The organism is Alphaproteobacteria bacterium PA2, from assembly GCA_002256425.1.
In the GTDB taxonomy this organism is placed as follows: domain Bacteria; phylum Pseudomonadota; class Alphaproteobacteria; order Caulobacterales; family Caulobacteraceae; genus Phenylobacterium.
In genome coordinates this window covers 2,526,763-2,551,125 of record NKIZ01000001.1, presented here as the reverse complement: position 1 = coordinate 2,551,125, position 24,363 = coordinate 2,526,763, and the positions used below count along the sequence as shown (strand labels likewise).

The 24,363-nt window shown below is 65.6% G+C and carries 20 protein-coding genes and 3 tRNA genes; 9 read left to right on the top strand and 14 right to left on the bottom strand.

All coding sequences use genetic code 11. The annotated features are described in order from the left end of the window. Position 1 precedes the first annotated feature (1 nt). Positions 2-520 (bottom strand): cytochrome c family protein, encoded by a 519-nt coding sequence (locus tag CFE28_12285; GenBank protein ID OYU70700.1) that lies wholly within the window; start codon positions 518-520, stop codon positions 2-4. A gap of 61 nt (positions 521-581) precedes the next feature. After that, positions 582-1,199, bottom strand: a complete 618-nt coding sequence (locus tag CFE28_12280) for a hypothetical protein (protein ID OYU70699.1) — start codon at positions 1,197-1,199, stop codon at positions 582-584. Between the two features lie 112 nt (positions 1,200-1,311). Here CFE28_12280 and CFE28_12275 point away from each other — a divergent pair, with 112 nt between their 5' ends. Next, positions 1,312-3,705 (top strand): TonB-dependent receptor, encoded by a 2,394-nt coding sequence (locus CFE28_12275; GenBank protein OYU70698.1) that lies wholly within the window; start codon positions 1,312-1,314, stop codon positions 3,703-3,705. Positions 3,706-3,715: 10 nt separating this feature from the next. Beyond that, entirely contained in the window at positions 3,716-4,948 is a 1,233-nt protein-coding gene (locus CFE28_12270; GenBank protein OYU71692.1) for an aminotransferase, read from the top strand. A 23-nt stretch (positions 4,949-4,971) separates the two neighbouring features. Here CFE28_12270 and CFE28_12265 read toward each other — a convergent pair. Next, a tRNA-Thr gene (locus tag CFE28_12265) sits at positions 4,972-5,047 on the bottom strand. Positions 5,048-5,165: 118 nt separating this feature from the next. Here CFE28_12265 and CFE28_12260 point away from each other — a divergent pair. Next, entirely contained in the window at positions 5,166-6,578 is a 1,413-nt protein-coding gene (locus tag CFE28_12260; GenBank protein OYU70697.1) for an amidase, read from the top strand. On the opposite strand, the gene CFE28_12255 is transcribed toward CFE28_12260, so the two are convergent. From CFE28_12255 to CFE28_12235, 5 genes are all read right to left on the bottom strand, one after another. Further along, positions 6,575-7,372, bottom strand: coding sequence for a putrescine ABC transporter permease PotI (locus CFE28_12255; GenBank protein ID OYU70696.1), 798 nt, complete (start codon positions 7,370-7,372; stop codon positions 6,575-6,577). The genes CFE28_12260 and CFE28_12255 overlap by 4 nt on opposite strands. After that, entirely contained in the window at positions 7,369-8,268 is a 900-nt protein-coding gene (locus CFE28_12250; GenBank protein OYU70695.1) for a putrescine ABC transporter permease PotH, read from the bottom strand. The genes CFE28_12255 and CFE28_12250 overlap by 4 nt, the downstream gene beginning before the upstream one ends. After that, the gene (locus CFE28_12245; GenBank protein ID OYU70694.1) at positions 8,265-9,428 is read right to left on the bottom strand and encodes a polyamine ABC transporter ATP-binding protein; all 1,164 of its coding nucleotides are present in this window, start codon (positions 9,426-9,428) and stop codon (positions 8,265-8,267) included. Before CFE28_12245 ends, CFE28_12250 begins: the two co-directional genes overlap by 4 nt. Then, positions 9,425-10,537: a spermidine/putrescine ABC transporter substrate-binding protein PotF gene (locus tag CFE28_12240; GenBank protein OYU70693.1), complete on the bottom strand. Its 1,113-nt coding sequence runs from the start codon at positions 10,535-10,537 to the stop codon at positions 9,425-9,427. The genes CFE28_12245 and CFE28_12240 overlap by 4 nt, the downstream gene beginning before the upstream one ends. Before the next feature lie 77 nt (positions 10,538-10,614). Continuing rightward, a complete protein-coding gene (locus CFE28_12235) occupies positions 10,615-11,049 on the bottom strand; it encodes a hypothetical protein (GenBank protein OYU70692.1) in 435 nt (144 codons plus the stop codon). A gap of 159 nt (positions 11,050-11,208) precedes the next feature. On the opposite strand from CFE28_12235, the gene CFE28_12230 reads away from it, so the two are divergent. Continuing rightward, positions 11,209-12,999, top strand: coding sequence for a methionine--tRNA ligase (locus CFE28_12230; GenBank protein OYU70691.1), 1,791 nt, complete (start codon positions 11,209-11,211; stop codon positions 12,997-12,999). Here the strand turns inward: CFE28_12230 and CFE28_12225 are convergent. Continuing rightward, a complete protein-coding gene (locus CFE28_12225) occupies positions 12,957-13,667 on the bottom strand; it encodes a lysoplasmalogenase (GenBank protein ID OYU70690.1) in 711 nt (236 codons plus the stop codon). The genes CFE28_12230 and CFE28_12225 overlap by 43 nt on opposite strands. Before the next feature lie 159 nt (positions 13,668-13,826). On the opposite strand from CFE28_12225, the gene CFE28_12220 reads away from it, so the two are divergent. After that, on the top strand, positions 13,827-15,098 hold the full coding sequence (locus CFE28_12220; GenBank protein ID OYU70689.1) for a cytochrome P450: 1,272 nt from the start codon (positions 13,827-13,829) through the stop codon (positions 15,096-15,098). 15 nt (positions 15,099-15,113) lie between these two features. Here CFE28_12220 and CFE28_12215 read toward each other — a convergent pair whose 3' ends face one another. Then, the gene (locus tag CFE28_12215) at positions 15,114-15,866 is read right to left on the bottom strand and encodes a tellurium resistance protein TerC (GenBank protein ID OYU70688.1); all 753 of its coding nucleotides are present in this window, start codon (positions 15,864-15,866) and stop codon (positions 15,114-15,116) included. Positions 15,867-15,995: 129 nt separating this feature from the next. Between CFE28_12215 and CFE28_12210 the strand changes: the two genes are divergently transcribed. Continuing rightward, positions 15,996-17,042, top strand: a complete 1,047-nt coding sequence (locus tag CFE28_12210) for an amidohydrolase (GenBank protein OYU70687.1) — start codon at positions 15,996-15,998, stop codon at positions 17,040-17,042. 70 nt (positions 17,043-17,112) lie between these two features. On the opposite strand, the gene CFE28_12205 is transcribed toward CFE28_12210, so the two are convergent. Continuing rightward, positions 17,113-18,252, bottom strand: a complete 1,140-nt coding sequence (locus CFE28_12205) for a hypothetical protein (GenBank protein ID OYU70686.1) — start codon at positions 18,250-18,252, stop codon at positions 17,113-17,115. An 87-nt stretch (positions 18,253-18,339) separates the two neighbouring features. After that, entirely contained in the window at positions 18,340-20,010 is a 1,671-nt protein-coding gene (locus CFE28_12200; GenBank protein ID OYU71691.1) for a hypothetical protein, read from the bottom strand. A gap of 337 nt (positions 20,011-20,347) precedes the next feature. Here CFE28_12200 and CFE28_12195 point away from each other — a divergent pair, with 337 nt between their 5' ends. After that, a complete protein-coding gene (locus tag CFE28_12195; protein OYU70685.1) occupies positions 20,348-21,583 on the top strand; it encodes an acyl-CoA dehydrogenase in 1,236 nt (411 codons plus the stop codon). Positions 21,584-21,694: 111 nt separating this feature from the next. Here the strand turns inward: CFE28_12195 and CFE28_12190 are convergent, their stop codons facing one another. Continuing rightward, positions 21,695-23,218 (bottom strand): hypothetical protein, encoded by a 1,524-nt coding sequence (locus tag CFE28_12190; GenBank protein OYU70684.1) that lies wholly within the window; start codon positions 23,216-23,218, stop codon positions 21,695-21,697. A gap of 57 nt (positions 23,219-23,275) precedes the next feature. Next, positions 23,276-24,085 (bottom strand): 23S rRNA (guanosine(2251)-2'-O)-methyltransferase RlmB, encoded by an 810-nt coding sequence (locus CFE28_12185; GenBank protein OYU70683.1) that lies wholly within the window; start codon positions 24,083-24,085, stop codon positions 23,276-23,278. 65 nt (positions 24,086-24,150) lie between these two features. Here CFE28_12185 and CFE28_12180 point away from each other — a divergent pair. Beyond that, positions 24,151-24,236 (top strand) — tRNA-Tyr (locus tag CFE28_12180). Between the two features lie 51 nt (positions 24,237-24,287). After that, positions 24,288-24,361: transfer RNA gene (locus CFE28_12175), tRNA-Gly, on the top strand. Positions 24,362-24,363 lie beyond the last annotated feature (2 nt).

The following is a 24,363-nucleotide window of genomic DNA, read 5'->3' as shown; positions in this document are numbered from 1 at the left end:
CTTATTCCTTGGGAGCGCTGGTTTCGCTCTGGAGATAGGCGATCAGGTCGATGCGGTCCTGGGGCGCCTTCATGCCGGCATAGGTCATCTTGGTGCCGGTGATCATGGCCGAGGGCTTCTCGATCCACTTGTCCATCTGGGCGGCGTCCCAGCTGAAGGTCGCAGCCTTCATGCCGTCGGAATAGTTGAAGCCGGTGGACGCAGCGACCTTCCGGCCGAACACGCCCCACAGGTTCGGGCCGGTCATGTTGGCCCCGCCCTCCACCAGGGTGTGGCAGGCCTTGCAGACCGCGAAGAGCTGCTTGCCGTGGGCGATGTCGCCGCCATTGTAGGGGGCGGGCAGGGCGGCCACCAGGGCGGCCTTCTGCGCCTCGGTCACTTCCTCCGCCTCTTCGGCCTCGGGGGCTTCGGCCGCCTCAGGGGCCTCAGCAGATTCGGGCGCCTTGGCTTCCTCGGCCGGCTTGCTGCAGCTTGCGAGGGTCAGGCCCAGAATGGCCACGGCGATGGGAAGGGCGCGCATGTGTCTCTCCAGAAATTCAAAGTCTGGCGCCAGTCACTACTCCAACCGGCGGGGCGTGCAATCACCGGATTCCGCGTTTTCGACGTTCTTTCTGAATCACTTCGTCCAGGGCCTGAAGGAACCGCGACCGGTCATTGCGATCGAAGGGTTTGGGGCCGCCGGTGAACTCGCCCGTCGACCGCAACTGCTCCATCAGGGCCCGCTGGGCGATGGCCTGACCGATGGAGTTTTCCGTAAAGGGCCGCCCGGTGGCCGACAGGGCGTGACCGCCCGCCTGCAGCACCCGCTCGGCCAGGGGAATGTCATTGGTGATGGTCACATCGCCGGGGCTCACATTCTCGGCGATCCAGTCATCGGCCACGTCCGGCCCTGCGTCGACAATCATCCGGACGATCATCGGCGATTGGGGGATCTGCATGAAGGCGTTGGAGACCACCCAGGTCTTCAGGCCATAGCGCTGGGCGACCTTGTAGACCTCGTCCTTCACCGGACAGGCGTCGGCGTCGATGAAGACCTCGATGGGTTTGTCAGCCAAGGGGATGGTCCTTAAGGGCGCTGTGGCGCCGGTTAAAGGACACGAAATCCCAGACCAGGATTTCGAAGTCCAATCAAAACAGGAAACCGAAATATGCCCACCCGGGCGGCGCCCCGGTCCAGGGAAACCGTCGGCTGCCCGCATTGTCCGGCGCCCAAGCTCCGCAGGCGGTACGCAAACGTCACGGATCTGTAGCAGGAATGTCGCAGTCCCAAGGCACATGGCGCCCAAATCTTGAGCGTTGGGGGCTTATCAAATGTACAGCTATCGTCAGAGCCTGTTGGCTGCCGTTTCCGTGTTTGTTTCACTGACAGCCGGCGCCGCTTGCGCCGCCGAAGCGGCGAGCGACGTCAAGGTTGAGGAACTGGTGGTCACCGGCACGCGCGAAACCAGCCGCACCCAGTTCACCAGCCTCGCCCCGATCGATGTTATCTCCGAGAAGGCCATCCGGTCCTCGATCTCCAGCCAGGTTGGCGAAAACCTCGCCCAACTGGTGCCTTCTTTCATCGTCCAGCGACTGCCGACCTCTGATGGTCTGCAGTTTGTGAGGCCAGCCACCCTCCGCAACCTGGCGGCTGATCAGACCCTGGTCCTGATCAATGGCAAGCGACTGCACCGCTCAGCCTTCCTGGGGCAGCGCGGGGCCCAGTCCGCTGACCTCGGTCAGGTGCCCAACTTCGGCGTCAAGCGCATCGAAGTCCTGCGCGACGGCGCCTCCGCCCAGTACGGGTCGGACGCCATTGCCGGGGTGATCAATATCCTGCTCGACGACAAGCCGGGCTTTGCGGCCTATGCCCAGGGCTCCCAGTTCTACAAGGGCGACGGGGCAACCTACCAGCTGGGCGCCAAGGCCGGCATCGCCCTGGGCGAAGGCCATCTGAACGCCACCGCTGAATGGGCGGATGCTGGTTTCACCTCGCGGACCCGGCAGCGGGCCGACGCCATCGCTTTCGCCGCCGCCAACCCGACGGTCCAGGTCAACAACCCCGTGCAGCGGTGGGGCAATCCGGACCTGACCACCTATCGCGGCGCCCTGGACGCAGCCATGCCGCTTGGCGCGGTGGGGGAAGCCTACATCTTTGGCACTGCGGGCAAGACCGATGGCGTCAACGACATCAACTGGCGCAATCCTGCGGCCAACCCCTCCATCTTCAAGACCACCACCGTCTATCCGGGCTTCAACCTGCTCAACATCTATCCGGGCGGGTTTACGCCGACCGAGAGCATCCACTCCAAGGACAACCATATTGTTGCTGGTCTCAGGAATCGGGATGATGAGCACTTCACCTGGGACCTCAGCGTTTCCCGCGGCCGCAATGAAACCGAGTTCAACCTCGACAACTCGATCAATGCTTCGTTGGGTCCAGCAAGCCCCCGCAGCTTCTATCTGGGCCGCCTGACCCAGACCGAAGTCAACCTCAACGCCGACGCCGCCTATCGCCTGGACATGGCCGGACTGGCCGAGCCGGTCAACCTGGCCTTCGGCGCCGAACGCCGTCTCGAGACCTACCAGATTGGCGTGGGCGATACGGCCTCCTACGCCGTGGGTCCAGGGGCTTCGGCGGGCCTCGCGCCCAACGCCAACGGCTTCCCGGGCTTCAATGCCCAGCAGGCCGGCGAGTGGGACCAGACCAGCTATGCGGCCTATGTGGATGTCGAAGGCTCCCTGACCTCTGCATGGACCGCCAGTGCAGCGCTCCGTTATGAGGACTTCTCGGAATTCGGTTCCACGACCACGGGCAAGCTGGCGACCCGCTTTGAGTTCACTCCGGATTTCGCCCTGCGCGGCGCGTACTCCACGGGCTTCCGCGCGCCGACCCCGGCGCAGCTGAACTCGACCTCCACCTCGCAGGGTCTCGACACCGTGACCCTGCAGCTGTTCACCGCCGGCCGTCTGTCGCCGACCAATCCAGTGGCCGCGTTCCTGGGCGCCAAGCCGCTTTCGCCGGAGGAATCCACGACCCTGACCGGCGGCTTCGTCTGGCGGAACAGCAGCGGCTTCTCGGCCACGGTGGACGTCTACCAGATCGACGTCGAAAAGCGCTTCAGCAGCTCGGCCACCGTGGCTGTGACGCCGGCGATCAAGGCTCAGCTCGTGGCGCTTGGCGTGTCGGGCGCCTCGGCCTTTACGTCGATCAGCTGGTTCACCAACGACTTCGATACCCGCACCAAGGGTGTGGACATCGTCGGGACCTATACCCGCGAGGTTCTGGGTGGGAAGCTGGATCTCACGGGCGCCTACAACTACAACAAGACGACGGTTACGGCGGGCTCCATCTCGACCAATGCCAGCCAGAAGCGCCTGTTCGAGGAATCAAGGCCGAAGAACAACTTCACGGCTTCGGCCAGCTGGGCCCTGGGGCCGGTCGAGCTGACTGGCCGAGCCCGCTATTACGGGGCCTGGACGGACTCGACGGGTAATTCCACGGGTCTGATCTTCCAGGAGTTTGACGCCCTGACCCTCTTCGATCTGGCGGTGACCTATAAGGTCAACCCCACCCTGGCCATCAAGGTTGGCGCGGAAAATGTCCTCGACACCTATCCCGACGAGGCGATCTTCCAGGCCAGCCGCGGTCTCGTCTATTCGCGCAACGCGCCATACGACACCAATGGCGGCAACTACTACGTCCGGCTTGATGCACGGTTCTAGACCGGACCCACTGGCCCTGACGCGGCGCGGTCTCATGGGGGCCGCGCTGGCGGCTGGGCCGGCCGCTGGGGCGTCTGAGCGGGACTGGGCGCAGGTCGCCGCCCAATACACCGTCACGGCCGAGACCATTCAGCTGGAGAACGGAAATTGGGGCATGATGGCCCAGCCCGTCCTGGCGGCCTATGAGCGCCACCTGAGGCGGGTGAACCGGGAAACGTCCTTCTATTCCCGACGCGGCTATGGCGCGGATCTGGAGCGGGTCCGAACCCGGGCCGCGACGTCGCTGGGGGTTTCCCCCGACGAGATCGCCTTCACGCGCGGCGCGACCGAGGCCCTGCAGGCCCTGATCGGCGGCTATAACCGGTTGCGGCCCGGCGACGCGGTGCTTTACGCCGACCATGACTACGATGCGATGCAAACGGCCGTGCGCTGGCTCAAGGTGCGCCGGCAGGTTGACGTCATCAGCATGAACCTGCCTGAGCCCGCGACCCATCAAGGCTTGATCGATGCCTATTCGGCCGCCCTGGCCTCCCATCCCCAGGTCCGGATGATCTTGCTAACCCATGTCAGCCATCGCAATGGCCTGGTCCTGCCTGTGGCTGAAATCACGGCCATGGCCAGGGCAAGGGGAGTGGATGTCATACTGGACAGCGCCCACGCCTGGGGTCAGCTTGATTTCCGGCTTCCGGACCTGGGTGCTGACTTTGTCGGCCTGAACGGTCACAAGTGGATCGGCGCCCCTCAGGGGGTTGGCGTCCTCTATATCCGCCGCGCCCGGATTGGCGACATCGACCCCTTCATGGGGGAAGACCAGACGCCACCCGATGATGTTCGCGCCCGGGTGCACTCAGGCACCGCCAATATGGCGGCCTTCCTGGCCCTGAACGAGGCCATCGATTTCCATGAGGCGATCGGGGTTAAGGCCAAGCAGCAACGCCTGACAGCCCTGCACCGGGTCTGGAGCGAGCCCTTACGCTCTTTGGCGGGCGTGCAGGTCCTCACACCGACCGATTCTCGTCTCGTCAGCGCCATCGGGGCCTTTCGTCTTTCCGGCCGGACGACCGAGGCGGACAATGTCGCCCTGGCCAGACGCCTTCTGGATCAGTTCGGCATATTCACGGTGCATCGCACCGGGCTCGCCGGCGGGGCTTGCGTGCGCGTCACCCCGGCCTTGTTCACGACGGAAGCCGATGTCCTCAAGCTGGCGACGGCCGTGCGCGTGATCGCGCAGGGTCAAGTCTGACTGCGAAAACGTTCGGGGCGCTGTGGTGCCGGCTACAGGAATCGAACCCGTGACCTTCGGTTTACAAAACCGCTGCTCTACCAGCTGAGCTAAGCCGGCCCCAAGGGCGGTCGAATGCCATGACCCGGCCTCCGGGGCAAGGCGCGAGACGATGATCCCGGCTTGGAAGGCGGTCTGACCTGTGATCCTCTGGGGAAAACCAAAAGGGAGCACGGCCATGAAGTTCGAGGACTATCGCAAACACGACGCTGTCGGACTGGCGGGACTGGTGACCAGGGGCGAGGTGTCTCCCGTCGAACTGCTGGACGCGGCCGTGGCCCGGATGGCGCAGGTCAATCCGGCGGTGAACGCTGTGACCACCGACCTTGCCGACTTGGCGCGGAAGGCTCTGGCGGATCAGACCCCGAAAGGCCCCCTGGCCGGAGTTCCCTACCTGCTGAAGGACCTGGGCGCGGCCATGGCCGGGACGGTCACCACCAGCGGTTCGGCCATGCTCAAGGACGTGGTCTCGCCCACGGACAGCGCCCTGACCAGCGCCTACAAGGCCGCCGGTCTGGTGATCTTCGGCAAGACCAATACCCCGGAATTCGGACTGGTGCCGGTGACCGAGCCGGTCCTGCTGGGTCCCTGCCGCAATCCCTGGGACGTCTCGCGGACGCCAGGCGGCTCGTCAGGCGGGGCGGCTTCAGCTGTGGCGGCGGGCATTGTGCCGGCGGCCCACGCCAGCGACGGCGGCGGCTCGATCCGCACCCCGGCCTCGGCCTGCGGCCTGTTCGGCATGAAGCCTTCCCGGGGGCGGGTGTCCTTTTCGCCTGCAGGGGAGGGGTGGGGCGGCGCTTCCATCCAGCACGCCGTGACCCGCTCGGTTCGCGACAGCGCCATCCTGCTGGACATTTCCTGCCAGCCCCAGGCCGGCGACCCGTACTACCTGAGCGCACCGCAAAAGCCCTTTGCCGATGAGGTCCTGAGGCCCCCCGGCGCCCTGCGGATCGGCTTCACCACTGCCGCCCTGGCGGCGCCGGCCCTGGATCCGGAGTGCAAGGCCGCTGTCCTGGATGCGGCGAAGCTGTGCGAGTCCCTGGGCCACATTGTCGAGGAGGTGACCGTGCCCGGCGACCTGGCGGCCATGCAGCTGGCGGCGGGCAATGTGATCGCCGCCTCGGTCACCGCCAATGTTGACGCCGAGGCTGACCGTCGCGGACGGCCGATCGCCGACCATGAACTCGAGCCCCTGACCTGGGGCATGTATCGCCGGGGCAAGGGCGTTTCAGGGTCCGACTATGTGAGGGGTCTGGCGGCGATCCATGCCTATGGCCGGGCCGTGGCGCGGCTGTTCCAGGACTATGACGTGCTCTTGCTGTCGACCCTGGGCTGCCCGGCCATTCCGGTGGGCCATCTGACCGAGGATGTCTCGCTCTTCGTGGAGCGGCTGTTCCACTTCATGCCCAACACCCAGGCCTTCAACAATACCGGCCAGCCGGCCATGACCGTGCCTCTGAGCTGGAGCGCCGGCGGCCTGCCGATCGGGCTTCAGTTCGTCGGGCGGATGGCCGATGAGGCGACCCTGTTCCGGCTGGCGGGGCAGCTGGAGCAGGCCAGGCCATGGTTTGACCGGACTGCGCCGCTCTAGCTGAGGGTATCTGCAGTCCTGCGGCGCTGCTGGACCAGATAGGCCGCAATGACCCCTGTGGCGACCAGGCCGATCAGCAGGGTGGAGACGGCGTTGATCTCCGGATTCACGCCCAGGCGCACCTGGCTGTAGATCCGCATGGGCAGGGTGGTGGAGCCCGGCCCGGAGGTGAAGCTGGCGATTACCAGATCATCCAGGGACAGGGTGAAGGCCAGCATCCAGGCGGCGATGACGGCAGGGGCGATGTTGGGCAGGGTGACTTCGATGAAGGCCTGTATCGGTGTTCTGCCAAGGTCCCGGGCGGCCTCTTCCAGGGACTTGTCGAAGCTGACCAGCCGGGCCTGGATGACCACGGCGGCATAGCACATGGTCATGGTGGCGTGGCTGGCGGTCACGGTCCAGATGCCCCTGGGCGCGCCGACAGCGACGAACAGAAGCAGGAGGGACAGGCCCAGGATGACCTCTGGCATGACCAGGGGGGCATAGATCATTCCGGAGAACAGCAGGCGTCCCCGAAAGCCGCCGACCCTGGACAGGGCCAGGGCCGCCAGGGTTCCCAGAAAGGTCGCCACGGTCGCCGACACCAGGCCGACCCGCAAGGTGACCCCGATGGCGTCCAGCATCTGCTGATCCTGGAAAAGGGCGCCATACCACCGGGTGGAGAAGCCGCCCCAGACGGTCACCAGCTTGCTGGCGTTGAACGAGAAGACCACCAGCAGGATGATCGGCAGGTACAGGAAGGCCATGCCCAGCACGATCGAGGCGAAATTGAAGGGTGACGGGCCGCGCTTCATCGGGCGTCCAGCAATCTGGCCTGCTGGCGCTGATAGATGATGATCGGAACGATCAGGGTGGCCAGCAGGATGATGGCGACGGCCGAGGCGGCGGGCCAGTCGCGATTGGCGAAGAACTCGGTCCAGATGGTCTTGCCCAGCATCAGGGTGGACGAGCCGCCCAGCAGGTCCGGAATGACGAATTCTCCGACCATCGGAATAAAGCAGAGCAGGGCGCCTGCCGCCACACCGGGTAGTGACATGGGGAATGTCACCCGCCAGAAGGTCTCGAACCGGGTGCAGCCCAGATCGGCGGCTGCTTCCAGCAGGCTCTCATCCTGGCGCTCGAGCACGCTGTAGAGCGGCAGGACCATGAAGGGCAGGTAGGCGTAGACCAGGCCGATATAGACCGCAGGGTCGTTGTCCATCAGGGCGACCGGCGGGAGGCCCAGCCAGGCCAGGAGGGCGTTGAGCAGGCCTTCCGGCTTCAGGATGGCGATCCAGGCATAGATGCGGATCAGAAAGCTGGTCCAGAAGGGCAGGACCACCATCATCAGCAGGGCCTGGCGCATCCCAGGCGCGCACCGGGACATGCCATAGGCCATGGGATAGCCGACCAGCAGCAATATGCCTGTACCAATGGCCGCGAACTTCAGGCTCGACAGGTAGGAGGCCGCATAGACCCCGTCCTCGATCATGTGCCGGTAGGCGTCGAAATCCAGGCCTCGGGCAAAGGTCGCCAGGCCCGCCAGCCCCTCTGAAGGGTCCAGGCGCGGGGCATAGGGCGGTATGGCCAGAGCAATGTCCGACAGGGACAGCTTCGCCACCAGGACGAAGGGAAACAGGAAGAAGGCCGCCAGCCACAGGAAGGGCGCCAGGGCGGCCAGGCCTCGCCGGGGCGTGCGCGGCCGGGTCAAGCGGTCAGCACCACAGCCGCGTCCGGGCTGAAGCTCAGCCAGACCTCATCGTCCCAGTCGATGGGCCGCTCGACAACCCGGGCCGAATTGGCCCTGGCTGCGCGGACGGTCATGCCGCCAGGCACGGTCACCAGATAGGTGGTCCAGTCGCCCAGATAGCCGATGTCGGCGACCTTGCCGGCCATGCCATTGGCCACAGGCCCTGCACCGGCCGGGGGGCGGTCCTGGCTGACCTGGATCTTTTCCGGGCGGACCGCCAGCCAGACTGGCGTTCCCCGGGCCAACAGGTCATCCTCGCTTACTTCATAGCCGGCGGGACAGTTCTCCCCGGCCAGCTTCAGGACCTTGCCGTCGGCCGAGGTCACCCGGGCTTCGAACAGGTTCACCTCGCCGATGAAGTCGGCCACATAGCGGCTGTTGGGGGTTTCATAGACCTCGGAGGGGCGGCCGACCTGGACAATCTGGCCCTTGTCCATGACCGCGACCCGGGTCGACATCACCATGGCCTCTTCCTGGTCATGGGTGACGACCATGAAGGTCATGCCCAGGCGCTCCTGCAGGGCCACCAGTTCGAACTGGGTCTCGTCGCGCAGCTTCTTGTCCAGGGCCGCCAGGGGCTCATCCAGCAGCAGGAGCCGGGGGCGGGGGGCGATGGCCCGGGCCAGGGCCACGCGCTGGCGCTGGCCGCCGGACAGCTGGTCAGGCTTGCGCCGGGCAAGGCCCTCCAGGCGTACCAGGGCCAGCATTTCAAGGACCCGGTCCGTCCGCTCCGCCTTGGGCAGATGCTTCAGGCCGAAGGCGATGTTCTTTTCGACATTCAGATGGGGGAAGAGGGCGTAGGACTGGAACATCATGTTCACCGGCCGCCTGTGGGCCGGCCTGTCCAGAATGTCTTCGCCCTCCAGGGTGATGCGACCCTCATCCGGGGTTTCGAACCCGGCCAGCATCCGCATCAAGGTGGTCTTGCCGCAGCCGGACGGGCCGAGCAGGGCGAAGAACTCCTTCTCGTAGATGTCCAGGGAGACGCCGTTGACCGCAACCTCGTCGCCGAACTTCTTCACGACCCCATCGAACCTGATGAGGGGCTTGGCGGCAGGGTCTTCCCAGGGGGAAAAACTGAAGCGGACGGCGCCAATATTCAGGCGGCTGGATGCGGTCATTGCCCCGTCTGGACCCGGACCCACTGGCGATTGACCTCGCGAAGCAGGTCCTCTTCCTTGCCGGTGGTTACGAACAGCCGCTTGAAGACCTCGTCGGTCGGATAGACGTTCGGGTCGTCACGGACCGAGGCCTCCACCAGGCTTGTGGAGGCCGAATTGGCGTTGGCATATTTTGTGAAGTTCGAGGCGCGGGCGATTACGTCCGGCCGCATCATATAGTCCAGGAAGGTATAGGCTGCCCCGGTATTGGGAGCGTCCTTTGGCATGGCGAAGACGTCAAACCAGATCTGGGTGCCTTCCTTGGGAATGGCGTAGGCCACCTTGACCTTGCCCCCGGCCTCTTCAGCCCGGTCCTTGGCCTGGAGGATGTCGCCAGAGTAACCGACGGCCAGGCAGATATCCCCATTGGCGAGGGCGTCGATGTACTGGGACGAGTGGAACTTGCGGACATAGGGCCGGGCGGCGGACATCATGCCGGCGGCGGCCTTGTAGTCTGCGACGGACTTCGAGTTCGGATCGCGACCCATATAGTTCAGGGCGACGGCGAACATGTCCTCTGAAGCGTCCAGCCAGTAGACCCGGCAATCCTGCAGCTTGGCCAGGATCTTGGGGTCAAAGGCTATGGCCCAGGAGTCGATCTTCACGCCGGGAAGCCGCTTGGCCAGGGCTTCAGGATTATAGCCGATGCCCACCGTGCCCCACATGTAGGGGATGGTGTACCTGGCGCCCGGATCGAAGGGATCCATGTGCGCCATGATCTTGGGCCACAGGTTGCCCAGGTTCTTCAGCTGGCTCTTGTCCAGCGGCGCCAGGGCCTGGGCAGTGATGTAACGCGGGATGTTGTGATTGGACGGGACGACAATGTCGTAGCCGGTCTGACCCTGCAGGACCTTGGTCTCGAGGATCTCGTTGGAGTCGTAGGTGTCGTAAACGACCTTGATGCCGGTCTCGGAGGTGAAGTCTGTCAGGATCTTGGGGTCGATATAGTCCGACCAGTTGTAAAGATGCAGGATTTTCGGCTCATCAGACGGCGCCTTCCCACATCCGGCAACTGCGAGGCTGGCCGCGGCTGCAACAGCCGCCGTCAAGCGCTTCACCCAAATTACCATGCAACCCCCTCCGGTATTGTGACCCCCGTTATAGTCCGGGGGGGGCGCAGGTTAAGTGGGAAATTGCAGCCCCGGGATCATTCTTCAGCAGGGGCGGCGGAGGCCCTGCCGGGCAGCCAGCCAATGATGGCCCCGGCGACCAGATAGGCGACCAGCTGATAGGCCATGTTGAGCCCCACAAGCTTCAGGCCGACGCCCATATAGAGGTATTCGATGGCCATGGTGGTGAACCCGAAGGCGAACCAGATCATAACGGCCAACTTGATCGCTTTGAGGCCCGTCGCCCCCAGTTTCGGCAGCAGGACCGCCAGCCCGAGGCTCAGGATCAGGGTGTTGACCATGCCCAGGCTGCGCATGACCGCCATATCGCCCTCTACCGGGGCGCGTCCGAATGACTCTGTGTAGGCTGCGGTCCAGACATCGCCGAACAGCATGGCGTACCAGACAAATCCAAGGCCTTCCAAGGCGATGACTGTGACCGTTACTGCAACCCAGTTGATGCGATTAAACACGGAAACACCCTCCCCATTTTGCGTATAGGGAAATCTGGCCCATCCCGTTGGGGAAGGCTAGCGAAAAACGGTATCGGGATGCGCAGGTTCAGGTCCGGGGTTTCAATCGGCCGGGGCGGCGCCCTATAAGCCGGGCTCCTCCTCATTTCGAGAGCTTCCATGACCCGCGTCCTGATTACCTCAGCCCTGCCGTACATCAACGGCGTCAAGCACCTGGGGAACCTCGCGGGATCCATGATGCCCGCCGACGTCTTCGCCCGGTACAAGCGCGCCCGGGGCGTCGAGACCCTCTATATCTGCGCCACGGACGAACATGGCACCCCGGCCGAACTGGCCGCCGCCGCTGCGGGCCAGGACGTGGCGACCTTCTGCGCCGAGCAGCACCAGATCCAGCATGACCTTGGCCGCAGATATGGCCTCAGCTGGGACCATTTCGGCCGGTCCTCCTCGCCGCAGAACCGCCAGCTGACCCAGAGCTTCGCCCAGACCCTCTGGGAGCGCGGCTTCATCGAGGAGCGGGTGACCAAGCAGGTCTATTCCCTGGCCGACAGGCGCTTCCTGCCCGACCGCTATGTGGTCGGCACCTGCCCGCACTGCGGCTATGACGCCGCCCGGGGGGACCAGTGCGACAACTGCACCCGTCAGCTGGATCCTGTGGACCTGATCTCGCCGCGCTCTTCAGTGTCGGGCTCCACCGAGATCGAGATCCGCGACGCCAAGCATCTCTTCCTGAAGCAGACGGTATTCGCCCCGCGGCTTCAGGAAATCATCAACGGCAAGAAGGGGGAGTGGCCGGTCCTGGTCACCTCCATCGCCCAGAAATGGCTGGATGAGGGCCTGCAGGATCGCGGCATCACCCGGGATCTGGAGTGGGGCGTGCCGGTCAACGCTGCCGACTGGGGTCCGAACCCGCAAGGGGTGAAGCCGGACGCCGAAGGCCTCAAGGGCAAGGTCTTCTATGTCTGGTTTGACGCCCCCATCGAGTACATCGCCGCCACCTGGGAATGGGCCGACGCAAAGGCGCCCGGCGGCAAGGCGGCAGACAGCGACTGGGAGACCTGGTGGCGGGGCCCGGAGTCTTCGGACGTCACCTATGTGGAGTTCATGGGCAAGGACAATGTGCCCTTCCACACTGTGGGCTTTCCCTGCACCCTGATCGGGGTGAACGAGATCCTCGACCCGGACGGCAAGTGGCGGCCGGCGGACAATGCACCCTGGAAGCTGGTGGACACCCTCAAGGGCTTCAACTGGCTGGACTATTACGGCGGCCGGTTCTCGACCACCCACAAGCGCGGCATCTTCATGGATACGGCGCTGGATCTCCTGCCCGCCGACTACTGGCGTTGGTGGCTGACCGCCAATACGCCCGAGAGCAGCGACGCCACCTTCACCTGGGAGCAGTTCCAGGCCCAGGTGAACGCCGACCTGGCTGACGTGCTGGGCAATTTCGTCAACCGTATCCTCAAATTCACCGAGACCCGCTTCGAAGGCGTGGTTCCCGAGGGTGGCGAGGATGGTCCTCTGGAAATCAAGCTGGCGGCCGATGTGGCTGAAAAGCTTGCAGAACTGACCGCCATGCTCGATGCGGCTGAAATGCGCAAGGCCTGCCAGGCTGTGCGTCAGCTATGGGTGCTGGGCAATCAGTACCTCACCGAAGCCGCCCCCTGGACGGCGGTGAAGACCGACCGAGACCGCGCCGCTGTGGCCGTGCGCACGGGGCTCAATCTGGTGGCCCTGTTCGCCAGGGTGTCAGAGCCCTTCATTCCCTTCGCCGCCGAGGCCATTGCCGGCGGGGTGGGTGAGAGTGTCCCGGGGGCCTGGCCGACGGCGGAAAACGCCCTGAAGCTGCTGCCCCCCGGGCGGCCGGTGAAGGCGCCGGAGGTCCTGTTCCGCAAGGTCGAGGATGCTCAGGTGGCGGAATGGGCCGAAAGGTTCGGCGGGGCCTCCTGAGCCCTGGCTTCGTCCTCGGCTTCGAGGACGGGCAGGGTGTTGACCACGCCCCGGCAGATCATCAGCTGGCCGAAATAATAGAGGATCCAGACGCCGAACCCCACCCAGGCGGCGCCCTGGAGGGGGCCGCTGCGGGCGAAGATCAGCAGGTCCGAGACCACGAACATCATGGCGCCCAGGCCCACCTGATAGCGCGGGAAGCGGCTGGTCCAGGCCGTGGCCGCCATCAGGCTGAGCACCAGGGCGTAGATGGCTATGCCCAGCGCGCTGCTGCGGACCGTGGGCAGGAAGAAGGCGATCAGCACCACAGCCGGGATCAGGGTCAGGGCCAGGGCGATCTGGCTGCGGGTCAGGTTGGGCCGCCGATAGCGTTGATAGAGGCCGATGGCGATCCTGTGCCCCACCAGGAAGGCCAGGGCGCCGGGGATCATGCCCATGGCCTCCAGCAGGACGTCGCCCAGGGCGCCGAAACCCATGATGGCGGTGATCTCCCATCCGGCCCGGTTCCGCGCCGACAGGGCGGCCCAGACCGCCAGCAGGGCGACCCCCGATCCCTTCCAGACCATGCCGGCCAGGGGCGGCAGGTCGAGGTTCCAGCTGGCCATGTAGCTGACCCCGCAGATCACCGAAGCGGCCAGGATCAAGGGTTTCAGGGCGTCGCGGTTCATGGTCCGGGTCTCCAGGGTGCAAGGCGACAGAATAGATCAATCCGCCGCGGATGGGAGGTTTCCCTTGCAAAACAGCGTTCGGATTGTCGTCATGTGACGATCGGACCATCAGAGTCCTGCCGGCGGCCATCGCCGGACCGAAATTCAGGGAGACTTCTCATGAGCGACGGCGCCATCGATATTTCCGCAGAGACCCGCGCAAAGGCCTATGGCCTGCCGCTGGAAACCCTTGATCCCGCCCGGCCGGAGCTGTTCACCGAGGACAAGCTCTGGGCCTATTTCGAGCGCCTGCGCAAGGAAGACCCCGTCCACTATGTGGCCGACAGCGCCTTCGGACCCTACTGGTCGGTGACCAAGTGGAACGACATCATGGCGGTGGACACCAACCATGAGGTCTTCTCGTCGGCCGACGGCATCACCCTGGTCTCGCTGGAAGCCAAGGCCGAGAACTCCAACCGGCCGACCCGCCCCAGCTTCATCGCCATGGATCCGCCCAAGCACGACGTGCAGCGCAAGACGGTCAGCCCGGTGGTGGCGCCGGCCAACCTGCACAGGCTCGAGCCGATCATCCGCGAGCGGGCCGGCCTGATCCTTGACAGCCTGCCCATCGGCCAGGAGTTCGACTGGGTGGATCTGGTCTCCAAGGAACTGACCGCCATGACCCTGGCGACCATTTTCGACTTCCCCTTCGAGGACCGCCGCAAGCTGACCCACTGGTCCGACATGATGACCAATGCGCCGGGGCACGGCCCGGTCACCAGCTGGGACCAGAAGCGCACCGAGATCAGCGAGTGCTTCAACACCTTCACCGGGCTCTGGAACGCCCGCCTCAACGAGCCGCCGGCCAATGACCTGATCTCCATGCTGGCCCATGGCGAGCAGACCCGGGACATGGACATCCACGAGTTCCACGGCAATGTCGCCCTGCTGATCATCGGCGGCAATGACACCACCCGGAACACCATTTCCGGCTCGATCTACGCCCTGAACAAGTATCCCGAGCAGTACGCCAAGCTGCGGGCCAACCCGTCCCTGATCACGTCGATGGTGTCGGAGACCATCCGCTGGCAGACCCCGCTCGCCCACATGCGCCGCACGGCGACCCGCGACTTCGAGCTGAACGGCAAGATGATCAGGAAGGGCGATGTGGTGGTCATGTGGTACGTCTCGGGCAACCGCGACGAAGAGGTCATCGAGAACCCCAACGCCTATCTGATCGACCGGGAAAGGCCCCGCCACCACATGTCCTTCGGCTTCGGCGTTCACCGCTGCGTGGGCAACCGCCTGGCCGAGCTGCAGCTGACCATCATCTGGGACGAGATTCTCAAGCGCTTCCCGGAAGTCCGCGTCGTGGCCGAACCCCAGCGCACCCACTCGGTCTTCGTGAAGGGCTACGAAACCCTGCCGGTCATCATCCCGACGAAGAACTGACCGGGGAAAGTCCGGTCACTTCCGCTGGTGGTTGCGTTCGGCGGTTTCGGCGGCCGAGATGTCCAGCAGGTCGGGCATGGCGGCGTTGTAGGCCTCGACCCCCTTGAGGTCGATGACCACGGTCCTGTGGCCTTCCCACATCATGTGCAGGGCCACATAGAAGACGATGGCCAGGCCCAGATAGCCCAGCCAGCGGAAACGGTGCAGCAGCTGGGCGATATAGCTGGCGGCGAAGCCCACCAGGGTGATGGCGATCAGCAGGCCGGCCACCATGACCTGCGGGTGCTCCCGCGCAGCGCCGGCCACGGCCAGGACATTGTCCAGGGACATGGCGACGTCCGCCATCAGGATCTGGGTCAGGGCCTGACCCAGGGTCTTGGCCTGGGGCTTGGTGGTCGCGACCTCATTGGTGATCTCGACTCCGGTGGCGTCTTCGAGGGCCTGCTCCCCTTGGGCGGTCTCTTCGGCGTGCTGCTCGCGCAGCTCGGACCACATCTTCCAGCAGACCCAGATCAGCAGGATGCCGCCGGCCAGCAGCAGGCCGATCTGCTTGAGCATGAAGACCGCCATCAGGGCGAAGCCGATCCGCATGACCACGGCGCCCAGCAGGCCGTAGATGATCGCCTTGCGCCTCTGGTCCACCGGCAGGCCCGCCGCCGCCAGGCCCACGGCCACGGCATTGTCTCCGGCCAGGGCCAGATCAATCATCACCACCTGGAAGAAGGTGATCAGCGAACCGGAGTTTGGGAGGGCGTTGATGAAGTCCATGCCCCTAGATGGCGCGATGCGGTCCCAAGGGCAAGCCGCAGGAGCCCTTGCCCGGACATGACGAGCCGGGCAGGGTGGCGCAAAGACGTCCCCAGGACGCCAGGATGATATGCACAGAGGGAGGCCCAGATGACCCAAGCCCGCGAGCCCATTCTCGAGCCCGACCTGCCGATCATCGATCCGCACCATCACCTGTGGGACCGGCCCGCCTCAGCCATCGCCGCCCTGCCGCCGCCAAAACATGGCTTCGAGCACATTATCCGCATGTCGCCCCGCTACATGACCGAGGAGCTGGTCGCCGACATGCAGTGCGGCCACAAGGTCATCGGCACGGTCTATATGGAGTGCGGCTCCATGTACCGCGCCGACGGCCCGGCTGAGCTGAAGCCCGTGGGCGAGACCGAGTTCGTCAATGGCGTGGCCGCCGTCACCGCCAGCGGCCGGTTCGGCGACATCCGCGCCTGCGCCGGAATCGTCGGCCATGCGGACCTCAAGCTCGGCGCCCCGGTGGCCCGGGTGCTCGAGGCCCACATCGCCGCTGGCGGCGGCCGCTTCCGGGGCATACGCCAGAGCGCCTCAGCCGACGCCGACCCCGATGTCCTGGGGCCCCTGCACCGCATGGGACCCGGCCTCTATCTCAGCGACGACTTCCGCAAGGGCTTTGCGCAGCTGGCGCCGCTGAACCTCTCCTTCGACGCCTGGATGCTCGAGCCCCAGCTGCCCGACCTGATCAGCCTGGCCCGGGCCTTCCCCGACACCGATATCGTCCTGGACCATGTGGGCACGCCGCTTGGCATTGGCGCCTATGCGGGGAAGCGGGACGAACGGTTCGGGATCTGGCGGGACAATATCCGTGAACTTGCGAAGTCGCCGAAGGTGAACGTCAAGCTGGGCGGCCTGGCCATGGTCTTCCCGGGCTTTGACAGCTTCATGTCGGATCCGCCCACCTCATCTGAAGGTCTGGCGGCGGAATGGCGGCCCTATATCGAGACCTGCATCGAGGCCTTCGGACCCGAGCGCTGCATGTTCGAGAGCAACTTCCCCGTGGACCTGGGCAGCTGCACCTATGACGTCCTGTGGAACGCCTTCAAGGTCCTGGCGCGGGGCGCCGGCGACGACGAAAAGGCCGCCCTCTTCGCCGGAACCGCCCGGCGGGTCTACCGACTGGCGGTCTAGGTTTTATACCGGTCATACCGGCGGAGGCCGGTATCCAGTTCGTAGGGCGGGGCTTCTCCGGAAAGCCTGCTCATCGGGCGCTGGACTGGCCCACAGCCTTATGAACTGGACCCCGGCCTTCGCCGGGGTGACCGGAGTTTGAAGCTATCGGCTGGCTGAAATAGACCCGCAGGGGCGTCTCCACCCAGCGCCAGACGCACCAGCTGGCGGCGACGATCCCGGTCATCCAGGCCAGGCCCAGGACGATGTGCAGGGTCGGATCAATCGGCGGCAGGCGCCGCAGCACCGTGCCCAGCAGGTCCAGGGTCATGAAGTGCAGCATGTAGAGCGAGTATGAAGCCTCGCCCACCCGGTCGCCCAGCCAGTTCTCCAGCCACTTCTGGGGCCGCAGGACCAGGGCCGCCAGCACCAGGGGCACGCCGATGGTCACCCCCAGGGCGTCGGCCCACCAATAGGTCGGCGAGATGAAGATGGCGTAGATCAGCATGGCCGCCGCCGCCAGGCTGGCGCCCGCCATCAGGGCCCGGTCGGCCAGGGGCGACAGGCTCGGCCCGTCCTCCCGGATGCGCAGCCGGCCAATGGCCACCCCGGTCCAGAAGCCGAACACTGCCCGGGCGCCGCCGATGAAGAAGGTCTCGGTCGTCCAGCCCCCGTCCAGCCGGCCATAGACCACAGCCAGGGCCCACAGGGTCACCCCGCCGATGACGCTGACCACCCAGGCCCCACGCCCCAGATACCGCCGCCACAGGAAGAAGCTGAGATACATCACGATTTCCCAGGTGATGGACCAGGCCTGCAGCAGGAAGGGAAAGGCGACTCCGCCGGGATCGGAATCCGACGGCGCAGGGCAGAGGAACAGGTTGAGGGGCAGGGCCAGCAGGGCGTGCTGGGTCACCGGCAGGTGGTTCACCGCAATCCGCACAGCCCACAGGGCAAAGCCCACAAAGGTCGCCAGCACGATCAGGGGATACAGCCGCGCCAGCCGCAGCTGGCCAAACCGCGCCAGGGTCATGCCCCCGTCAATCCGCGGCCCATAGGCATGGGCGATCACGAAGCCCGACAGCACAAAGAACAGGTCGACCCCCAGATTGGCGTGGGGAAACAGCTCCCGCACCCCGAAGGCCACCGGCGCATGCAGCAGGGCGATCATCAAGGCCGCCAGCCCCCGCACCGTATTCAGCGCCCGGATCTCACCTGCCGTCTGGGTCATGCCAAAGCCCCGCCCAACGTCCCGAAACGGGACTCATCAGCCGTTACACGGCAAGGATCGGGCCAGCATTGGGAGCTGGCCGCCCCCCTAATACCGCCAGCTCGTCACATCCGCCCCGGCCGGCGCCGTCTTGGCGATCCGGTCCAGGATCTTCGGCAGGTACTGGAAGTTATAGTGCAGGCGGGACAGGTGGTTAGGGGACTGGCCGTTCCAGCAGTGTTCGTCCCGGTCGCCATAGGCGAACTCGCCGTCGAAGGCGGGGTCTTTCAGGGATTGCAGGGTGTCCTGGGCGTAGAAGACGGCGTTGGTCAGGAAGTAGTTGTCGCCGCGGCCCACATAGATGTGGATCTTGCCGTTCAGCTTGGGGGCCAGGGTCTTCCAGTCGCGGGCGATGATGTGGGTCAGGTCGTAATTGTCGCGCCAGTAGGCGGCGACCTTGGGGTCGATCTGGCCGGTCAGCTTGTCCCAGATCGGCTGGGGATAGCCGTCGGCGCCCCGGGGGCCATAGACCGCCTGCCAGATGTCGTACTGCCCGCCCGAGCGGCCCTTGTCGGCAATGGCCAGCTCCTGATGGTTTGAGTCCCTCTGGGTGGCGAAGATCTCGCCCATGTAATTGCGGATGGCGGGGCGTTCGATGGAGGTCGACTGGCCGGCCAGGGTATAGGCGTTCTGGTCCTTGTAGAGATTGACCACCGTATAGGCCCGGAAGTCGATGGGGTCGGGACAGGCGGCGAAGGCGCCGTTGTACATGTCGGGATAGAAGACCTGGGTGGCCAGGGCCTCCCAGCCGCCGGTGGAGCCGCCATAGGTGAACCGGGCCCAGCCCTGGCCCAGACCCCGGAAGCGCTTTTCGATCTCGGGGATCAGCTCGTAATTGATGACGTCGCCATAGGGGCCGAGATTGGCCGAATTCACCGCATAGCTGTCGTCGTAATAGGGGTTGGCGTGGTCGATCTCGACCACCAGGAAGCGGGGGAAGTCCTTGGAGATCCAGCGCTGGTAGAAGGCGTAAGCCTCCTGCTGCTGGATGCGGTTATAGCCGGCCAGGTGAAAGCGCTCGGAATAGTCGGGCTTGAGGTCCGGGTCCGGCGGGGTGGTGCGGAAGCCGGAAATGTCGTCGGGGAAATGGCCGTGGAAGACCATCAGGGGATAGCGGGCGTTCGGATGGGCCTCATATCCCTCGGGCAGCAGGACATGGGCGCCCAGATAGACCGGCCGGCCCCAGAACTTGGACAGGCGCTCGGACTTGATGCGGAAGTGTTTGACGTAAGGGGTGTCGGGCTTGGGGGCGATGGCGGGATTGGTCTGTGTCAGGGCCAGCTTGATGGTGGCGGGCCTGGCCGGGTCCAGGTGAATCCGCACGGGCTTTGAGTAGAGATTTCCGGGCTTTATGGCCCACTGCTGACCCTCGCCCCGGTCTGGCGGCAGCTGGACGACCTGGCCGCCCTCAAGGCGATAGGTCTCATAGCGGTTGAGGACCACCTGGATCGTGTAGTCCCCGGCCTTGAGTTTCGAGAGGCTGCGGGCCGGCCAGCCGAAGGCGCCGGCGTCGATGATGGCGCTCTGACCGGGCTTCAGGCCGCTGACATTGCGGCCGAAGATATAGGGGTTGGGCAGGGCCGATTCCGGCGTGACCTGATGGCGGGGCTCGCCCTCGGCCTTGCGCGAGATCAGCAGGATCAGCCGGCCGTCCTGCGGCGCGGGCTGGACCGAGGCCGGGAAGCTGACCGAGAAACTCAGGCCCGCAGCGAGGGCCATGGCCGGGGCTGCTGCAGTGAGGGCGGCGAGGGCCAGGATTTTCAGGGCGCGCATGGGGGTGACTCCGTTTGCCCGATGATTGGACCGGGGCGCGGGGAATGCAATATCCCCCACCGGTCACCCCGGCGGAGGCCGGGGTCCAGTTCGTAGGGCTGTGAACTGATCGCCGATCCGAGGAGCTGCCTTTCCTGAATTTCCGAGTCCTATGATCTGGATACCGGCCTTCGCCGGTATGACCGGGGTTTGGTGGCGCCTCCGTACAATTCCTGACCTTGCCCAAAGCCCGGGAAGCCCGCACCTTGTGGGCAACCAGAAAAACCACAGTTGAGGAAACACCATGTCGATTGATTTCGAGATCCCGGACGAGGCCAAGGCCATCCGCGCCAAGGTGCGCAAATGGGTGCACGAGGAGTGCATTCCCGCCGAGAAGCGCCTGGTGGACAAGGAGTCCTTCAAGACCGTCCTGGCCGAGCTGCGGGCCAAGGCCCGGTCCCAGGGTCTGTGGCTGCCCTTCATCCCCAAGGAATATGGCGGCATGGGGCTGGGCCCCCTGGCCAACGCCCTGGTGCAGATGGAGCTGGGCGAGAGCCATCTGGGCGCCCTGTCCATGAACAGCCAGGGGCCGGACGACGCCACCATGCTGACCCTGCTGGCCCACGGCACGCCCGAGCAGAAGGAGAAGTATCTCAAGCCCCTGCTGAACGGCGACATGCGGGTCTGCTATTCCATGACGGAAAAGGCGGCCGGCGCCGACGCCACGGGCATGCAGACCCGGGCGGTGAAAGACGGCAATGAGAACTACATACTGAACGGCGAGAAGTGGTTCTCGTCAGCGGCCAGCGCGGCCGATCTGGCGGTGGTCATGGCCATGACCGATCCCGACGCCCCCCGGCACCAGCGCTATTCCACCTTCATCGTCGAGCTGCCCAATCCGGGCTACCGGATCAAGCGCGACATCCAGACCATGGCGGTGGAGGGGCCGCTCAGCCACATCATGGGCGGCGGGCATTCCGAGATCGACATTGTCGACCTGAAGGTGCCGGCCGAGAACCTGCTGGGCGGGGAGGGACAGGGCTTCAACATGGGTCAGCATCGTCTGGCCTACGGGCGTCTGCGGCACGGCATGCACAATGTGGCCATGGCCCAGCGGGCCCTGGACATGGCCGCCGCCCACGTCACCCAGCGCGAAACCTTCGGCAAGAAGCTGTCGGAGCGCCAGGGGGTCCAGTGGATGCTGGCCGACTGCGCCAGCGAGCTCTACATGGCCCGGCTGATGTTGCTGCACATCGCCTACAAGGCCGAGAAGGGCATGGACCTGCGGCAGGAAAACTCCATCGCCAAGGTCTTCCTGGCCCACATGGTGCACAAGGTGGTCGACACCGCCATCCAGCTGCACGGGGCTCTGGGCTACAGCCGTGATACGCCGCTCGCCGCCTGGTACACCCACATCCGCTCCCAGCGGCTGGTGGACGGCCCCGATGAGGTGCACCGCTGGACGGTGGGCCGCAATGTGATCAAGGCCTATGAGAAGTTCGGCACCACCGCCTCGGCGGCCGGCGGCGACCTGCTCTGATCAGACCTTGGGGGTCGGTCTCGAAAAGAGACTGACCCTCGTACAGGATCGGCCCACGAAAAAGCCCGGCGGTGACGCCGGGCTTTGACGTTTCTGGAGGTGGGCTCTGGCCTACTTCTTTGGCGTGTCCTTGCCGTCGGCGTCGCGCAGGTCGGACACGGCCTCGGCGATCACCTGGACAATGCTGCGGCCATCGCCCGAAGGTGCGACGGACGGTGCGGGCGGGGTGATGATGGGCGCCGGCGCTGGGGCCGGGGTGGGCTCAGGTGCAGGGGCCGGGGCGTTGAACATCATGGCGTCGCGCTGGCGACGGCGGCGTTCCTCTTCCCTCTGGCTGTCATTGCTGCGGCGGGCGGCGAAGGCCAGGAAGGCGATCCCGACCATCAGCAGGCCGGCGGCCACCACCGACTTTGACGCTCCGGCCGACAGGCCCGGCAGGAGGAACTGCTTCTTGCCAGACAGGTCAGCGGCCTCGCCAGCGACGGCGGCGCCCTTGGGCTCCAGACCGGCCAGGGGCAGGGCCAGGGTGGTCGAGCCGCCGGTCAGGCTGGCGGCCAGATCCACATGCAGGGGGGTGCGGGCCACCGGCTGGGGGGCGACCTGCCAGGTAAAGACCGTGGCCTTGTCCTTGGACAGTTCGTTGGTCAGGGGGCTGGCGGGAATGACCTCATAGCCGGTTCCGGTCAGGGTTGCGGTGACGCTGGTCTGCTGGGCGAAACGGTCCAGGCCGTGGCGGGCGGCCTTGTCGCGGATGTCGCTGAACAGGGTGGCGGGCAGGGTCAGGGACACCGGGCCGGCCTGGCCCTTGGCGATGCCGGGGTCGACCACGAATTTCGCGCCGTCGGTCAGGGTCGGCAGCAGATCCGATTGCAGACCTGCCAGGCGGGGATCGGTGGAGGCCAGGGCCGGGATCATCCGCACGCCCTGGGCCGCTGCGGCCGCAGCGACGGCGACCTTGGCGGGATCCACCTTGGGGGCGTCAACCTTGGGGGCCGCCAGTTTTACGGCGGGAGGAACCACAAATGGCTTCGCGGCGATCACCGGCGGCGCGATCACCTGCGGCGCCTGGGCCGGCTTGATCACCGGCGCGGGGACAAGGACCTTGGGGGCGGCGGGCCTGACCATGGTTGGCGCGGCGGGGCGAACCACAGGCCTGGCGACCGGCGCCGGACGGGCTGCAACCCGGGGGGCTGCGGCGTGCGCCACATGTTCAGGGGCCATGCGCGGGGTAGGGGCGGCGGCGTGATGGCGGACGCCACGGCGGCCATAGGCGGTCTCACCAGGATTGGCGATGGGGCGGTTGGTGATCACTTCGACGCCGTCGGGGCGCATGGTCCGGATCAGCTTGTCAGCCTTGGAGGAGGTCACGGCGTCAGGGCCTGCCACCGGCCCGCCCAGCAGGCCGCTGCGGTCACCACTGGCGTCAGGCGACTGGCCATTGTCGGCGCCATCCCGGACAGGCGGGGCGGCAGGCAGGTCCACCGGCGGCGGCGGGCTGCAATTGGCCAGGAAGCTGAGTGCGATGAGCGAGACGCTCAGGCGGACGCCCTTTTGGAGACCAGTCGCCATATTCTGTTCCTTCAGCATCGCCATGCTCCGGTTTTCGGGCGCAAGGCGGGCTTTCACCCATTCCAACACACAATTCTCCAGCCGTTAAAGAGGGAAATTCGGTGTCATAGTATGGGTTTCACCTCAGGGGCGAATGCGGCTGGCCTCATACAACGCTACGGCTGCGGCGGCGGCGACGTTCAGGCTCTCAAAGCCCCCCGGCATGGGAATTTTCGCCAGTTCGTCACAGTGTTCCGCCACCAGCCGGCGAAGGCCTTCACCCTCAGATCCCAGGACCAGGACCACGGGGGCGCCGTCCAGGGCCTGCTCCAGGCTGCGCTCGCCGGTTCCTGCCAGACCCACCGTGCGCCAGCCGGCCTCGCTGAGGGTTTCAAGGGCGCGGGACAGGTTGATGACCCGCACCGCCGGAATTTTGTCCACGGCGCCGGCGGCGGCCTTGGCCAGGGCGCCGGACAGTTTCGGGGCGTGGCGATCCTGGATGATGACCCCCCTGGCCCCGAAGGCGGCGGCCGAGCGCAGGATGGCGCCGACATTCTGCGGGTCCGTGACCTGGTCCAGCATGAGCAGGACGGCGCCCCTGACCGGCTCGAAATTCTCAACGGTCAGCGAATCAGCCTCGAGGATTCGCAGGGCCAGACCCTGGTGGACGGCGCCCTGGGGCAGGATCTGGCTGATGGCCTGACCCTCGACCACCTCGAGAACCGGCAGTCGGCCGAATCGCTTTTCCAGCTCCTTTCCCCGGTCGGCGGTGGCCATCAGGCGGATGGGCGCAGGCCTTTTCGGGTTCTCCAGGGCGGCGACCACGGGGTGAAAACCCCACAACCAGTCGTCAGACACCGCGTCCCGTCGGGGTTTAAAGCCCGCAGGACCGGGCTTTCCGCCTGGTTTTCGAAAGGCCTTGCGGCTTGCGTTGCGTTCGGTGTGCGAGGCCACTATAAGACGCGCTCCAAATTGAGGCCGGACGAAAATCTGCGCCTTGATAGGGCTCTGTGCGCGCTGGGGGAATGTCCCGAGTGGCAAAGGGGGGGGACTGTAAATCCCCTGGCGTCAGCCTTCGTAGGTTCGAGTCCTACTTCCCCCACCACGCGCCGGAGCGAAAGCATTATTCAAGAGGCTCGAAAGGGCGTCGATCTCTGCGGGTATAGCACAGTGGTAGTGCAGCAGCCTTCCAAGCTGAATATGCGGGTTCGATTCCCGCTACCCGCTCCAAC

Excerpts from the sequence above, each read along its gene's own strand:
- CFE28_12245 (OYU70694.1), bottom strand. The coding sequence starts at position 9,428 with ATGACCGCATCCAGCCGCCTGAATATTGGCGCCGTCCGCTTCAGTTTT.
- CFE28_12285 (OYU70700.1), bottom strand. The coding sequence starts at position 520 with ATGCGCGCCCTTCCCATCGCCGTGGCCATTCTGGGCCTGACCCTCGCA.
- CFE28_12195 (OYU70685.1), top strand. The coding sequence starts at position 20,348 with ATGTCGATTGATTTCGAGATCCCGGACGAGGCCAAGGCCATCCGCGCC.
- CFE28_12240 (OYU70693.1), bottom strand. The coding sequence starts at position 10,537 with ATGGTAATTTGGGTGAAGCGCTTGACGGCGGCTGTTGCAGCCGCGGCC.
- CFE28_12205 (OYU70686.1), bottom strand. The coding sequence starts at position 18,252 with ATGACCCAGACGGCAGGTGAGATCCGGGCGCTGAATACGGTGCGGGGG.
- CFE28_12215 (OYU70688.1), bottom strand. The coding sequence starts at position 15,866 with ATGGACTTCATCAACGCCCTCCCAAACTCCGGTTCGCTGATCACCTTC.
- CFE28_12210 (OYU70687.1), top strand. The coding sequence starts at position 15,996 with ATGACCCAAGCCCGCGAGCCCATTCTCGAGCCCGACCTGCCGATCATC.
- CFE28_12275 (OYU70698.1), top strand. The coding sequence starts at position 1,312 with ATGTACAGCTATCGTCAGAGCCTGTTGGCTGCCGTTTCCGTGTTTGTT.
- CFE28_12230 (OYU70691.1), top strand. The coding sequence starts at position 11,209 with ATGACCCGCGTCCTGATTACCTCAGCCCTGCCGTACATCAACGGCGTC.
- CFE28_12220 (OYU70689.1), top strand. The coding sequence starts at position 13,827 with ATGAGCGACGGCGCCATCGATATTTCCGCAGAGACCCGCGCAAAGGCC.
- CFE28_12200 (OYU71691.1), bottom strand. The coding sequence starts at position 20,010 with ATGGCCCTCGCTGCGGGCCTGAGTTTCTCGGTCAGCTTCCCGGCCTCG.
- CFE28_12225 (OYU70690.1), bottom strand. The coding sequence starts at position 13,667 with ATGAACCGCGACGCCCTGAAACCCTTGATCCTGGCCGCTTCGGTGATC.
- CFE28_12255 (OYU70696.1), bottom strand. The coding sequence starts at position 7,372 with ATGAAGCGCGGCCCGTCACCCTTCAATTTCGCCTCGATCGTGCTGGGC.
- CFE28_12260 (OYU70697.1), top strand. The coding sequence starts at position 5,166 with ATGAAGTTCGAGGACTATCGCAAACACGACGCTGTCGGACTGGCGGGA.
- CFE28_12280 (OYU70699.1), bottom strand. The coding sequence starts at position 1,199 with ATGCGGGCAGCCGACGGTTTCCCTGGACCGGGGCGCCGCCCGGGTGGG.